The 12,862-nt window shown below is 54.6% G+C and carries 23 protein-coding genes; all 23 read right to left on the bottom strand.

Going from position 1 to position 12,862, the window contains the following annotated elements:
• Positions 1–3: 3 nt before the first annotated feature.
• Positions 4–180, bottom strand: coding sequence for a 50S ribosomal protein L30 (rpmD, locus tag ABTV29_RS02925; RefSeq protein ID WP_003176408.1), 177 nt, complete (start codon positions 178–180; stop codon positions 4–6).
• A 2-nt stretch (positions 181–182) separates the two neighbouring features.
• On the bottom strand, positions 183–683 hold the full coding sequence (rpsE, locus tag ABTV29_RS02920) for a 30S ribosomal protein S5 (RefSeq protein WP_110965129.1): 501 nt from the start codon (positions 681–683) through the stop codon (positions 183–185).
• A gap of 3 nt (positions 684–686) precedes the next feature.
• A complete protein-coding gene (gene rplR, locus ABTV29_RS02915; protein ID WP_003186037.1) occupies positions 687–1,037 on the bottom strand; it encodes a 50S ribosomal protein L18 in 351 nt (116 codons plus the stop codon).
• Between the two features lie 10 nt (positions 1,038–1,047).
• The gene (rplF, locus tag ABTV29_RS02910) at positions 1,048–1,581 is read right to left on the bottom strand and encodes a 50S ribosomal protein L6 (RefSeq protein ID WP_003194640.1); all 534 of its coding nucleotides are present in this window, start codon (positions 1,579–1,581) and stop codon (positions 1,048–1,050) included.
• 12 nt (positions 1,582–1,593) lie between these two features.
• Positions 1,594–1,986, bottom strand: a complete 393-nt coding sequence (gene rpsH, locus ABTV29_RS02905; protein ID WP_003228724.1) for a 30S ribosomal protein S8 — start codon at positions 1,984–1,986, stop codon at positions 1,594–1,596.
• Between the two features lie 209 nt (positions 1,987–2,195).
• Complete coding sequence (gene rpsN, locus ABTV29_RS02900; RefSeq protein ID WP_022641375.1) at positions 2,196–2,501, bottom strand: 30S ribosomal protein S14; 306 nt, start codon at positions 2,499–2,501, stop codon at positions 2,196–2,198.
• Positions 2,502–2,514: 13 nt separating this feature from the next.
• Positions 2,515–3,054: a 50S ribosomal protein L5 gene (gene rplE, locus ABTV29_RS02895; RefSeq protein ID WP_003210069.1), complete on the bottom strand. Its 540-nt coding sequence runs from the start codon at positions 3,052–3,054 to the stop codon at positions 2,515–2,517.
• Positions 3,055–3,074: 20 nt separating this feature from the next.
• Positions 3,075–3,389, bottom strand: a complete 315-nt coding sequence (rplX, locus tag ABTV29_RS02890; RefSeq protein ID WP_003186046.1) for a 50S ribosomal protein L24 — start codon at positions 3,387–3,389, stop codon at positions 3,075–3,077.
• A gap of 11 nt (positions 3,390–3,400) precedes the next feature.
• The gene (gene rplN / locus ABTV29_RS02885) at positions 3,401–3,769 is read right to left on the bottom strand and encodes a 50S ribosomal protein L14 (RefSeq protein ID WP_002555479.1); all 369 of its coding nucleotides are present in this window, start codon (positions 3,767–3,769) and stop codon (positions 3,401–3,403) included.
• A 23-nt stretch (positions 3,770–3,792) separates the two neighbouring features.
• Positions 3,793–4,059 carry a 30S ribosomal protein S17 gene (rpsQ, locus tag ABTV29_RS02880; RefSeq protein WP_003176419.1) on the bottom strand — a complete coding sequence of 89 codons (267 nt, stop codon included), beginning with the start codon at positions 4,057–4,059 and terminating at the stop codon, positions 3,793–3,795.
• A 2-nt stretch (positions 4,060–4,061) separates the two neighbouring features.
• The gene (gene rpmC / locus ABTV29_RS02875; RefSeq protein WP_002555481.1) at positions 4,062–4,253 is read right to left on the bottom strand and encodes a 50S ribosomal protein L29; all 192 of its coding nucleotides are present in this window, start codon (positions 4,251–4,253) and stop codon (positions 4,062–4,064) included.
• A complete protein-coding gene (gene rplP, locus ABTV29_RS02870) occupies positions 4,253–4,666 on the bottom strand; it encodes a 50S ribosomal protein L16 (protein ID WP_003228729.1) in 414 nt (137 codons plus the stop codon). The genes rpmC and rplP overlap by 1 nt, the downstream gene beginning before the upstream one ends.
• A gap of 12 nt (positions 4,667–4,678) precedes the next feature.
• The gene (gene rpsC / locus ABTV29_RS02865) at positions 4,679–5,365 is read right to left on the bottom strand and encodes a 30S ribosomal protein S3 (RefSeq protein ID WP_007970424.1); all 687 of its coding nucleotides are present in this window, start codon (positions 5,363–5,365) and stop codon (positions 4,679–4,681) included.
• Positions 5,366–5,378: 13 nt separating this feature from the next.
• A complete protein-coding gene (gene rplV, locus ABTV29_RS02860) occupies positions 5,379–5,711 on the bottom strand; it encodes a 50S ribosomal protein L22 (RefSeq protein ID WP_003103908.1) in 333 nt (110 codons plus the stop codon).
• 11 nt (positions 5,712–5,722) lie between these two features.
• Positions 5,723–5,998: a 30S ribosomal protein S19 gene (rpsS, locus tag ABTV29_RS02855; protein ID WP_002555486.1), complete on the bottom strand. Its 276-nt coding sequence runs from the start codon at positions 5,996–5,998 to the stop codon at positions 5,723–5,725.
• 16 nt (positions 5,999–6,014) lie between these two features.
• On the bottom strand, positions 6,015–6,839 hold the full coding sequence (gene rplB, locus ABTV29_RS02850; RefSeq protein ID WP_007924198.1) for a 50S ribosomal protein L2: 825 nt from the start codon (positions 6,837–6,839) through the stop codon (positions 6,015–6,017).
• 14 nt (positions 6,840–6,853) lie between these two features.
• Entirely contained in the window at positions 6,854–7,153 is a 300-nt protein-coding gene (gene rplW, locus ABTV29_RS02845) for a 50S ribosomal protein L23 (RefSeq protein ID WP_002555488.1), read from the bottom strand.
• Positions 7,150–7,752, bottom strand: coding sequence for a 50S ribosomal protein L4 (gene rplD, locus ABTV29_RS02840; RefSeq protein ID WP_007924200.1), 603 nt, complete (start codon positions 7,750–7,752; stop codon positions 7,150–7,152). Before rplD ends, rplW begins: the two co-directional genes overlap by 4 nt.
• Positions 7,753–7,764: 12 nt before the next feature.
• A complete protein-coding gene (gene rplC / locus ABTV29_RS02835; protein ID WP_433768760.1) occupies positions 7,765–8,400 on the bottom strand; it encodes a 50S ribosomal protein L3 in 636 nt (211 codons plus the stop codon).
• Positions 8,401–8,480: 80 nt separating this feature from the next.
• The gene (gene rpsJ / locus ABTV29_RS02830) at positions 8,481–8,792 is read right to left on the bottom strand and encodes a 30S ribosomal protein S10 (protein WP_003186070.1); all 312 of its coding nucleotides are present in this window, start codon (positions 8,790–8,792) and stop codon (positions 8,481–8,483) included.
• Between the two features lie 157 nt (positions 8,793–8,949).
• A complete protein-coding gene (gene tuf / locus ABTV29_RS02825; RefSeq protein WP_010220303.1) occupies positions 8,950–10,143 on the bottom strand; it encodes an elongation factor Tu in 1,194 nt (397 codons plus the stop codon).
• A gap of 39 nt (positions 10,144–10,182) precedes the next feature.
• The gene (gene fusA / locus ABTV29_RS02820; RefSeq protein ID WP_433768759.1) at positions 10,183–12,282 is read right to left on the bottom strand and encodes an elongation factor G; all 2,100 of its coding nucleotides are present in this window, start codon (positions 12,280–12,282) and stop codon (positions 10,183–10,185) included.
• Positions 12,283–12,312: 30 nt separating this feature from the next.
• Positions 12,313–12,786, bottom strand: a complete 474-nt coding sequence (gene rpsG / locus ABTV29_RS02815) for a 30S ribosomal protein S7 (protein WP_007957592.1) — start codon at positions 12,784–12,786, stop codon at positions 12,313–12,315.
• Positions 12,787–12,862: the final 76 nt, after the last annotated feature.

Genomic DNA, 12,862 nt, shown 5'->3' with positions numbered 1-12,862 from the left:
CGATTAACCCTCGACACGCAGCATGTAGTAAGCCTTGTTGATCATCCCGCGATTCTCGGGAGTATCTTGAACTTCTACAGTGTGACCGATGCGACGCAGACCCAGACCCTTAACGCACAGTTTGTGGTTAGGGATGCGGCCGGTCATGCTTTTGATCAGCGTAACTTTAACGGTAGCCATGATCAGAAGATCTCCTTGACGCTTTTGCCACGCTTGGCGGCAATGGATTCAGGAGACTGCATTGCTTTCAAACCCTTGAAAGTGGCGTGAACCACGTTTACCGGGTTAGTCGAGCCATAGCACTTGGCCAGAACGTTCTGAACGCCAGCAACTTCGAGAACGGCACGCATAGCGCCGCCAGCGATGATACCGGTACCTTCAGAAGCAGGCTGCATGTAAACCTTCGAAGCGCCGTGAGCGGACTTCGTTGAGTACTGCAGTGTGGTGCCGTTCAGATCAACCTGGATCATGTTGCGGCGAGCAGCTTCCATTGCCTTCTGGATCGCAGCAGGCACTTCACGCGACTTGCCACGGCCGAAGCCAACACGCCCTTTACCATCACCAACCACGGTCAACGCGGTGAAAGTGAAGATACGGCCGCCTTTAACGGTTTTGGCTACGCGGTTAACTTGAACCAGCTTCTCGATGTAGCCTTCGTCGCGCTTTTGGTCGTTATTTGACATAACTTAGAACTCCAGCCCAGCTTCACGAGCAGCATCAGCCAGCGCCTTAACGCGGCCGTGGTACTTGAAGCCAGAGCGGTCGAAAGCCACCTGCGAGACGCCAGCGGCCTTAGCACGCGTAGCGACCAGCTGGCCAACCTTAGTGGCCGCGTCGATGTTGCCGGTAGCACCATCACGCAGTTCTTTATCCAAAGTCGAGGCACTTGCCAGGACTTTGTTGCCGTCGGCCGAAATGACCTGGGCGTAGATGTGCTGCGAAGAGCGGAACACGCAGAGACGCACGACTTCGAGTTCGTGCATTTTCAGGCGTGCTTTGCGAGCGCGACGCAGTCGAGTAACTTTTTTGTCGGTCATTTGCTATGCCCTACTTCTTCTTGGCTTCTTTACGACGGACGACTTCGTCCGCGTAGCGCACACCTTTGCCTTTGTACGGCTCTGGTGGACGGAAGTCGCGGATCTCGGCGGCCACTTGACCTACCAGCTGCTTGTCGATGCCCTTGATCAGGATATCGGTCTGGCTAGGAGTCTCAGCGGTGATGCCTGCCGGCAGTTCGTAATCCACTGGATGCGAGAAGCCAAGAGCCAGGTTCAGCACTGTGCCTTTTGCTTGCGCTTTGTAACCAACACCGACCAGCTGGAGCTTGCGCTCGAAGCCTTGGCTTACGCCTTGGACCATGTTGTTAACCAGCGCACGAGTGGTACCGGCCATTGCGCGAGTCTGTTGATCGCCGTTGCGAGCAGCGAAACGCAACTCACCAGCTTCTTCAACGATCTCAACGGACGAATGGATGTTCAGTTCGAGAGTGCCCTTGGCACCCTTCACCGAAAGCTGTTGGCCTGCGAATTTTACTTCGACGCCGGCTGGCAGCTTAACGGGGTTCTTAGCGACGCGAGACATGCTTATCCCCCCTTAGAACACAGTGCAAAGAACTTCGCCGCCGACACCGGCAGCGCGCGCAGCACGATCAGTCATCACACCTTTGTTGGTGGAGACGATAGACACGCCCAGACCGCCACGAACTTTCGGCAGATCTTCGACGGACTTGTACTGACGCAGGCCTGGACGGCTAACGCGCTTGACTTCTTCGATAACCGGACGGCCTTCGAAGTATTTCAGCTCGATAGACAGCAGTGGTTTGGTTTCGCTGCTGATCTGATAACCCGCGATGTAACCTTCGTCCTTCAGGACTTTGGCAACAGCTACCTTCAACGTGGAAGATGGCATGCTTACGACGGACTTTTCAGCCATCTGGGCATTACGGATTCGAGTTAGCATGTCCGCTAACGGGTCCTGCATACTCATGGGCTAGACGCTCCTAATACAGAAAAATTAGCCTTGCGGCTACTACGTGTCGCCGAGAATCTCCGGGCATGAAAAACACGGGCTCAGGCGAGCCGGGTATTCTAGACACACCCCAGAAATGAATCAAGCCCCATAAGGGGCTTGATTCAGATTCAAGGCCACCGGCGGTCAGGATCTTGCGAACCTGAGCGCCGAGACTTTGACAGTGCTTACCAGCTGGCTTTAACCAGACCTGGTACGTCACCACGCATTGCCGCTTCACGCAGTTTGTTACGGCCCAGGCCGAACTTGCGGTAAACGCCGTGCGGACGACCGGTCAGGCGGCAACGGTTACGCATACGCGAAGCGCTGGCGTCACGTGGTTGCTTCTGCAGAGCTACGGTAGCTTCCCAACGCGCTTCTGGACTTGCGTTCAGATCGACGATGATAGCTTTCAGCGCTGCACGCTTGGCGGCGTACTTGGCAACGGTGAGCTGACGCTTCAGCTCACGGTTTTTCATGCTCTTCTTGGCCATTTTCCTACTCCAATCAGTTGCGGAACGGGAATTTGAAAGCACGCAGCAGAGCGCGGCCTTCGTCATCGTTCTTGGCAGTGGTGGTCAGGGTAATGTCCAGACCGCGGAGAGCATCGATCTTGTCGTAGTCGATTTCCGGGAAAATGATCTGCTCTTTCACGCCCATGCTGTAGTTGCCACGACCATCGAAGGACTTGGCATTCAGGCCGCGGAAGTCGCGAACCCGAGGCAGGGAGATCGACAGCAGACGATCCAGGAACTCGTACATACGCTCACGGCGCAGGGTCACTTTGACGCCGATCGGCCAACCTTCACGGACTTTAAAGCCAGCGATGGATTTGCGAGCGTAGGTCACAACGACTTTCTGGCCGGTGATCTTTTCCAGGTCAGCAACAGCGTGCTCGATGACTTTTTTGTCGCCGATCGCTTCGCCCAGACCCATGTTCAGGGTGATCTTGGTAACGCGCGGAACTTCCATCACGTTCGAAAGCTTAAGTTCTTCCTTAAGTTTCGGTGCGATTTCCTTCCGGTAAATCTCTTTTAGTCGTGCCATGGTCTTCTACCTAGCAGTGTTCAAGCATCAACCGCTTTTTGGGTCGACTTGAAGACACGAATTTTCTTACCGTCTTCTACTTTGAAACCAACGCGGTCAGCCTTGTTGGTTTCGCCGTTGAAGATGGCGACGTTGGAAGCGTGCAGTGGCGCTTCTTTCTCGACGATACCGCCCTGTACGCCCGACATCGGGTTAGGCTTAGTATGACGCTTGACCAGGTTCAGACCACCAACAACCAGACGGTTGTCAGCAAGAACCTTCAGCACCTTACCGCGCTTACCTTTGTCTTTGCCGGCGATCACGATGATCTCGTCGTCACGACGAATCTTTTGCATGTCGGATCTCCTTACAGCACTTCTGGGGCGAGCGAGACGATCTTCATGAACTTCTCAGTACGAAGTTCACGGGTCACTGGCCCAAAGATACGGGTGCCGATCGGCTCTTGCTTGTTGTTCAACAGAACAGCAGCATTGCCATCAAAGCGGATAATGGAGCCATCAGCACGACGTACGCCGTGACGAGTGCGGACTACAACAGCAGTCATCACTTGGCCTTTTTTCACTTTACCGCGAGGAATTGCTTCCTTGACGGTTACTTTGATGATGTCACCGATACCAGCGTAACGACGATGGGAGCCACCCAGCACCTTGATGCACATAACGCGGCGAGCGCCGCTGTTATCGGCCACATCGAGCATGGATTGAGTCTGAATCATATAATTTCTCCGACCCCTAGTCCTTAGACTTCCACAGCGCGTTCGAGAACATCAACCAGCGCCCAAGACTTGGTCTTGGCCAAAGGACGAGTTTCACGAATAGTGACTTTGTCGCCGATGTGGCACTGATTGGTTTCGTCGTGCGCGTGCAGCTTAGTCGAACGCTTAACGTATTTACCGTAGATCGGGTGCTTAACGCGACGCTCGATCAGAACGGTGATGGTTTTGTCCATCTTGTCGCTGACAACACGGCCAGTCAGCGTACGGACAGTCTTTTCGGCTTCAGCCATGATTACTTACCTGCCTGCTGGTTGAGCACAGTCTTCACGCGAGCGATGTCACGCTTAACTTGCGAGAGCAGATGAGACTGCCCCAACTGGCCAGTTGCTTTCTGCATGCGCAGATTGAACTGGTCGCGCAGCAAGCCGAGCAGTTGCTCGTTCAGCTGCTGTGCGGATTTTTCACGAAGTTCATTCGCTTTCATCACATCACCGTCCGTTTAACAAAGGAGGTGGCGAGCGGCAGCTTTGCAGCAGCCAGGGCGAAAGCCTCACGCGCCAGCTCTTCAGAAACACCCTCGATTTCATACAGGACTTTGCCTGGCTGAATCTGGGCAACCCAGTATTCGACGTTACCCTTACCTTTACCCATCCGAACTTCGAGTGGTTTTTTGGAAATAGGCTTGTCCGGGAATACACGGATCCAGATCTTGCCGCCACGTTTTACGTGACGGGTCAGAGCACGACGCGCTGACTCGATCTGACGAGCGGTGAGACGACCACGAGCAACAGACTTCAGCGCGAACTCGCCGAAGCTGACTTTGCTACCGCGCAGTGCCAGACCACGGTTGTGGCCGGTCATCTGCTTGCGGAACTTCGTACGCTTTGGTTGCAACATTTGGCGTACCCCTTACTTAGCAGCTTTTTTACGAGGCGCTGGTGCTTGTGGCTTCAGCTCTTCTTGGCGACCACCGATTACTTCGCCTTTGAAGATCCAAACCTTTACACCGATCACACCGTAGGTGGTGTGAGCTTCGTAGTTGGCATAGTCGATGTCGGCACGCAGGGTGTGCAGTGGCACACGACCTTCGCGATACCATTCAGTACGTGCGATTTCAGCACCGCCGAGACGACCGCTCACTTGGATTTTGATGCCTTTGGCACCAATGCGCATGGCGTTCTGTACTGCGCGCTTCATTGCGCGACGGAACATAACGCGACGCTCCAGCTGCTGAGCTACGCTCTGCGCAACCAGCATACCGTCGAGTTCCGGCTTGCGGATCTCTTCGATATTGATGTGCACAGGCACACCCATTTGCTTGGTCAGGTCCTGACGCAGCTTCTCAACATCTTCACCTTTCTTCCCGATAACGATACCTGGACGAGCGGTGTGGATGGTGATGCGTGCAGTTTGGGCCGGACGATGGATATCGATACGGCTTACGGACGCGCTTTTTAGTTTGTCTTGGAGATACTCACGCACATTCAGATCTGCGAGCAAATAGTCCGCATAAGTCCGACCGTCTGCGTACCAGACGGAGGTGTGCTCCTTGACGATTCCCAGGCGAATGCCAATGGGATGTACTTTCTGACCCATCTCTTCGACTCCGTTACTTGTCAGCAACCTTGACAGTGATATGGCAAGACCGCTTGACGATGCGATCAGCACGGCCTTTGGCACGCGGCATGATGCGCTTCAGCGAACGCCCTTCGTTGACAAAAACGGTGCTGACCTTCAGGTCATCAACGTCTGCGCCTTCGTTATGCTCGGCGTTGGCTACGGCCGACTCCAGCACTTTCTTCATGATCTCGGCGGCTTTCTTACTGCTGAAAGCCAACAGGTTGAGCGCTTCGCCCACCTTCTTCCCGCGGATCTGGTCGGCGACCAAGCGGGCTTTCTGGGCGGAGATTCGAGCGCCCGACAACTTAGCGGCTACTTCCATTTCCTAACCCCTTAACGCTTGGCTTTCTTGTCTGCCACGTGCCCGCGATAAGTGCGGGTACCGGCGAACTCGCCCAGTTTGTGGCCGACCATGTCTTCGTTCACGAGAACTGGGACGTGCTGACGACCGTTGTGTACTGCGATGGTCAGACCGACCATTTGTGGCAGGATCATCGAACGGCGCGACCAGGTTTTCACTGGTTTGCGATCGTTCTTCTCCGCCGCCACTTCGATCTTCTTCAGTAGGTGAAGATCGATAAAAGGACCTTTTTTCAGAGAACGTGGCACTGTCGTATCCCTCTATTTACTTGCGACGACGGACGATCATTTTGTCGGTACGCTTATTACCACGAGTCTTCGCGCCCTTAGTCGGGAAGCCCCATGGCGATACCGGATGACGACCACCGGAGGTACGACCTTCACCACCACCATGCGGGTGATCAACCGGGTTCATGGCAACACCACGAACGGTTGGGCGAACGCCACGCCAGCGTTTGGCACCAGCTTTACCCAGCGAACGCAGGCTGTGCTCGGAGTTCGAGACTTCGCCCAGGGTCGCACGGCATTCAGCCAGCACTTTACGCATCTCACCAGAACGCAGACGCAGGGTCACGTAGACACCTTCACGAGCGATCAGCTGAGCCGAAGCACCAGCGGAACGAGCGATTTGAGCGCCTTTACCTGGCTTCAATTCGATGCCGTGTACGGTGCTACCAACTGGAATGTTACGCAGTTGCAGAGCGTTGCCCGGCTTGATCGGCGCCAGGGCACCTGCGATCAGCTGGTCGCCAGCGCTCACGCCTTTAGGGGCGATGATGTAGCGACGCTCGCCATCTGCGTACAGCAGCAGAGCGATGTGAGCAGTACGGTTTGGATCGTATTCGATACGCTCGACAGTGGCAGCGATGCCATCTTTGTCGTTGCGACGGAAGTCGACCAGACGGTAATGCTGCTTATGACCACCACCAACGTGACGAGTGGTAATACGGCCATTGTTGTTACGACCACCAGACTTCGATTTCTTCTCGAGCAGCGGTGCGTGAGGAGCGCCTTTATGCAGCTCCTGGTTGACCACCTTGACCACAAAACGGCGGCCAGGGGAAGTCGGTTTGCATTTAACGATTGCCATGATGCACCCCTTCCTTACTCAGCACTGCTGCTGAAATCGAGATCTTGGCCTGGCTGAAGGGAGATAACTGCCTTCTTCCAGTCATTACGCTTGCCCAGACCGCGAGCAGTGCGCTTGCTCTTACCCAGAACGTTCAGGGTAGTAACGCGCTCTACTTTCACGCTGAACAGGCTTTCGACGGCCTTCTTGATTTCCAGCTTGGTTGCATCAGTAGCAACCTTGAAAACGAACTGGCCTTTCTTGTCTGCCAGAACCGTAGCCTTCTCGGAAACGTGCGGGCCAAGCAGAACTTTAAATACGCGTTCCTGGTTCATCCCAGCAGCTCCTCGAATTTCTTCACGGCCGACACGGTGATCAACACCTTGTCGTATGCGATCAGACTAACTGGATCGGAACCTTGCACATCACGGACATCAACGTGCGGCAGGTTGCGAGCAGCCAGGTACAGGTTCTGATCAACAGCGTCCGACACGATCAGAACGTCGGTCAGGCTCATGTTGTTCAGTTTGCCCAGCAGGTCTTTGGTTTTCGGTGTTTCAACAGCGAAATCCTGAACCACAACCAGACGATCAGTACGCACCAGCTCAGCAAGGATGGAACGCATTGCTGCGCGGTACATCTTCTTGTTCAGCTTCTGAGAGTGATCCTGAGGACGAGCTGCGAAAGTGGTACCGCCGCCACGCCAGATTGGGCTACGGATAGTACCGGCACGAGCACGGCCAGTACCTTTCTGACGCCATGGGCGCTTGCCGCCACCGGAAACGTCGGAACGGGTCTTTTGCTGCTTGCTACCCTGACGGCCGCCAGCCATGTAGGCCACGACTGCTTGGTGAACCAGCGTCTCGTTGAATTCGCCGCCAAATGTCAGTTCGGAAACTTCGATCGCTTGAGCGTCATTTACATTTAATTGCATGTCAGCTTCCCCTTAACCGCGAGCCTTGGCTGCTGGACGTACAACCACGTTGCCGCCAGTAGCGCCAGGAACAGCGCCCTTGACCAACAACAGATTGCGTTCAGCGTCCACGCGCACTACTTCAAGGGACTGCACGGTCACGCGCTCAGCGCCCATATGACCGGACATTTTCTTGCCCTTGAATACACGACCAGGAGTCTGGCACTGGCCGATAGAGCCTGGAACGCGGTGGGATACGGAGTTACCGTGGGTATTATCTTGCCCGCGGAAGTTCCAACGCTTGATCGTACCCTGGAAGCCTTTACCTTTGGACTGACCGGTTACATCAACCAGCTGACCAGCGGCAAAGATTTCAGCTTTGATCAGATCGCCGGCCTGGTACTCGCCTTCTTCAAGACGGAATTCCAATACGGTACGACCAGCGGCAACGTTCGCCTTGGCGAAGTGGCCAGCCTGAGCTGCTGTTACACGCGAAGCACGACGCTCGCCGACAGTGACTTGCACTGCACGATAGCCATCGGTTTCTTCAGTTTTGAACTGGGTGACGCGATTCGGCTCGATCTCAATGACCGTGACCGGAATGGAGACACCTTCTTCGGTGAAAATACGGGTCATACCCGCTTTACGACCGACTACACCAATAGTCATGTTGTAAACCTCATGAGTGTACGGGGCTTTCACCCGCTATGGCCGCCCATTTCAGAGCGTTACACGACCAAGACCGAGTCTTAGCCGAGGCTGATCTGCACTTCCACACCGGCCGCAAGATCAAGCTTCATAAGTGCATCAACGGTTTTATCCGTTGGCTGGACGATATCCAGAACGCGCTTATGAGTACGGATCTCGTACTGGTCACGCGCGTCTTTGTTGACGTGCGGGGAGACCAGAACGGTGAACCGCTCTTTACGGGTAGGCAGTGGAATTGGACCACGCACTTGAGCACCAGTACGTTTCGCGGTTTCCACGATTTCCTGGGTTGATTGGTCGATCAGGCGATGGTCGAAAGCCTTCAACCTGATACGGATTTGCTGATTTTGCATTGGATTTCAGACTCCGGCTGCTATTCCCACCGGGCGCAATACGCCCGTTAAAAGGAGGCGCAATTCTATAGACGCCCCAGATAGGTGTCAACCCAATAAAAAAGCCCCCGCTGAGCGGGGGCTTTTTCAAAGCATCAAAGCCATCTCAGTAACGAGATTACTCGATGATTTTGGCTACAACGCCAGCACCAACGGTACGGCCGCCTTCACGGATAGCGAAACGCAGACCGTCTTCCATCGCGATGGTTTTGATCAGGGTAACAGTCATCTGAATGTTGTCACCTGGCATTACCATTTCAACGCCTTCTGGCAGCTCGCAGTTACCAGTCACGTCAGTAGTACGGAAGTAGAACTGTGGACGGTAGCCTTTGAAGAACGGAGTGTGACGACCGCCTTCTTCCTTGCTCAGAACGTAAACTTCTGCGGTGAACTTGGTGTGCGGCTTAACCGAACCTGGCTTAACCAGAACCTGACCACGCTCAACGTCGTCACGCTTGGTACCACGCAGCAGAACGCCGCAGTTCTCGCCAGCACGACCTTCGTCCAGCAGCTTGCGGAACATCTCAACACCGGTGCAGGTGGTGGTGGTGGTGTCACGCAGACCAACGATTTCCAGAGCGTCTTGAACGCGAACGATACCGCGCTCGATACGACCGGTCACAACAGTACCGCGACCGGAGATCGAGAATACGTCTTCGATTGGCATCAGGAACGGCTTGTCGATAGCACGCTCTGGCTCTGGGATGTAGCTGTCCAGAGTCTCTACCAGCTTCTTAACAGCGGTAGTGCCCATTTCGTTATCGTCTTTGCCTTCCAGCGCCATACGAGCGGAACCGATGATGATTGGAGTGTCATCACCTGGGAAGTCGTAAGTGCTCAGCAGATCGCGCACTTCCATCTCAACCAGTTCCAGCAGCTCAGCGTCGTCTACCAGGTCAGCCTTGTTCAGGAAAACCACGATGTACGGAACGCCTACCTGACGAGACAGCAGGATGTGCTCACGAGTTTGTGGCATCGGACCATCAGCGGCCGAGCAAACCAGGATCGCGCCGTCCATCTGGGCAGCACCGGTGATCATGTTCTTCACGTAGTCAGCGTGACCTGGGCAGTCAACGTGAGCGTAGTGACGAATGTTCGAGTTGTACTCAACGTGTGCGGTGTTGATGGTAATACCGCGAGCTTTTTCTTCTGGAGCGCTGTCGATCTTGTCGAATTCAACTACGGCCGAACCGAAAACTTCGGAGCAGACGCGAGTCAAAGCAGCGGTCAGAGTGGTTTTACCATGGTCAACGTGACCGATGGTGCCAACGTTTACGTGCGGTAGGGAACGATCAAATTTTTCTTTAGCCACGACAATTAACTCCTTGCCTAAAGGGGGGCCGAATAAGCCTTATTTTTTAACAATAGCTTCGACGATGTGCGACGGAGCTTCAGAGTACTTCTCGAATTCCATAGAGTAACTTGCGCGACCCTGGGACATGGAGCGAACGTCGGTTGCATAACCGAACATCTCACCCAGCGGAACTTCGGCGCGAATTACCTTGCCGGAGACCGTATCTTCCATACCCTGAATCATGCCGCGACGACGGTTAAGGTCGCCCATCACGTCACCCATATAGTCTTCAGGTGTAACAACCTCTACCTTCATGATCGGCTCAAGCACCACACCGCCACCCTTCTGGGCCAGTTGCTTGGTCGCCATGGAAGCAGCCACCTTGAACGCCATCTCGTTGGAGTCGACGTCGTGGTAAGAACCATCAAACACGGTTGCCTTCAGACCGATCAGCGGATAGCCGGCGACAACGCCGTTCTTCATCTGCTCCTCGATACCCTTCTGGATAGCCGGGATGTATTCCTTAGGAACCACACCACCTACCACTTCGTTCGTAAACACCAGACCTTCCTGGCCCTCTTCGGCAGGGGCGAAGCGGATCCAGCAATGACCGAACTGGCCACGACCGCCGGACTGACGAACGAACTTGCCTTCGATTTCGCAGTTCTTCGTGATCTTCTCACGATAGGAAACCTGAGGCTTACCGATGTTGGCTTCGACGTTAAACTCGCGGCGCATCCGGTCGATCAGGATGTCCAGGTGCAGCTCGCCCATGCCAGAGATGATCGTTTGACCGGTCTCTTCATCAGTCTTGACGCGGAAAGAAGGGTCTTCCTGAGCAAGTTTGCCCAGTGCGATACCCATTTTTTCCTGGTCATCCTTGGTCTTAGGCTCTACGGCAACCGAAATAACCGGCTCCGGGAAGTCCATGCGAACCAGGATGATTGGCTTATCAGCGTTGCACAAGGTTTCACCAGTGGTGACGTCCTTCATGCCGATCAGGGCCGCGATGTCACCAGCGCGAACTTCCTTGATCTCTTCACGGTTGTTTGCGTGCATCTGCACCATACGACCGACACGCTCTTTCTTGCCTTTGACCGAGTTGATAACGCCGTCGCCGGAGTTCAACACGCCCGAGTAAACACGGACAAAAGTCAAGGTACCCACGAATGGGTCGGTAGCGATCTTGAACGCCAGAGCCGAGAACGGCTCGTCATCGTCCGCATGACGCTCCATGTGATGCTCTTCGTCATCCGGGTCAGTACCCTTGATGGCTGGAATATCGGTTGGAGCAGGCAGGAAGTCGATAACGGCGTCGAGAACCAGGGGAACACCCTTGTTCTTGAAGGAAGAACCGCAAACAGCCAAGACGATCTCACCAGCGATAGTACGCTGACGCAGAGCAGCCTTGATTTCGTCGATGGAGAGCTCTTCCCCTTCGAGGTACTTGTTCATCAGCTCTTCGCTGGCTTCAGCCGCAGCCTCTACCATGTTGTTGCGCCACTCTTCAGCCAGTTCCTGCAGCTCAGCAGGGATAGCTTCACGACGAGGCTTGGTACCCTTGTCAGCATCGTTCCAGTAAACCGCTTCCATGGTCATCAGATCGATCTGACCCTGGAAGTTGTCTTCGGAACCGATAGCCAACTGAATCGGCACCGGAGTGTGACCCAGACGCTGCTTGATCTGACCGATCACGCGCAGGAAGTTAGCGCCAGCACGGTCCATCTTGTTTACATAAACAAGACGCGGAACACCGTATTTGTTGGCTTGACGCCATACGGTTTCGGACTGAGGCTCAACACCCGAAGTACCACAGAACACAACGACCGCGCCGTCGAGTACGCGCAGGGAACGCTCAACTTCAATAGTGAAGTCTACGTGACCCGGGGTATCGATGACGTTGAAGCGGTACTGGTCCTTGAACTGCTTGTCGGAACCCTGCCAGAACGTGGTAATTGCAGCAGAAGTAATGGTAATACCACGCTCCTGCTCCTGCACCATCCAGTCTGTGGTCGCGGCGCCGTCATGCACCTCGCCCATTTTGTGACTTTTGCCGGTGTAAAAAAGGACGCGCTCGGTGGTGGTAGTTTTACCAGCATCCACGTGAGCTACGATACCAATGTTACGGTAGCGATTAATCGGTGTAGTACGAGCCATAAAGCCCTCGCAAAATTAGTGACGCTAAAATTAGAAGCGGTAGTGCGAGAAAGCCTTGTTAGCTTCAGCCATACGGTGCACGTCTTCACGCTTCTTAACTGCAGCACCTTTACCTTCAGCGGCATCCAGCAGCTCGCCAGCCAAACGCAGAGCCATAGACTTCTCGCCACGCTTACGGGCGAAGTCTACCAACCAGCGCATTGCCAGAGCGTTACGACGGGAAGGACGAACCTCGACCGGAACCTGGTAAGTAGCACCACCAACGCGGCGCGACTTCACTTCGACCAGCGGAGCGATGGCGTCGAGTGCTTTTTCGAAGAGTTCCAGGGGATCGGTGCCGGTCTTACGAGCCGCAACGGTTTCCAGGGCACCATAAACGATACGCTCGGCAACGGCTTTCTTGCCGCTTTCCATAACGTGGTTCATGAATTTGGCGAGGATTTGGCTTCCGTATTTCGGATCGTCCAGAATCTCACGCTTTGCTGCTACGCGACGTCTTGGCATTGATAAGCCCTCAAACGGTCTTCAGGTTAGCTCGGAACAGATCTCGAAAGATGCGTGCCCGACCTTACTCTTATCG

The organism is Pseudomonas putida, from assembly GCF_050989985.1.
GTDB classification, from domain to species: domain Bacteria; phylum Pseudomonadota; class Gammaproteobacteria; order Pseudomonadales; family Pseudomonadaceae; genus Aquipseudomonas; species Aquipseudomonas putida_AI.
The sequence above is the reverse complement of the archived record's forward strand: the minus strand, read 5'-3'. Positions and strand labels throughout refer to the sequence as shown.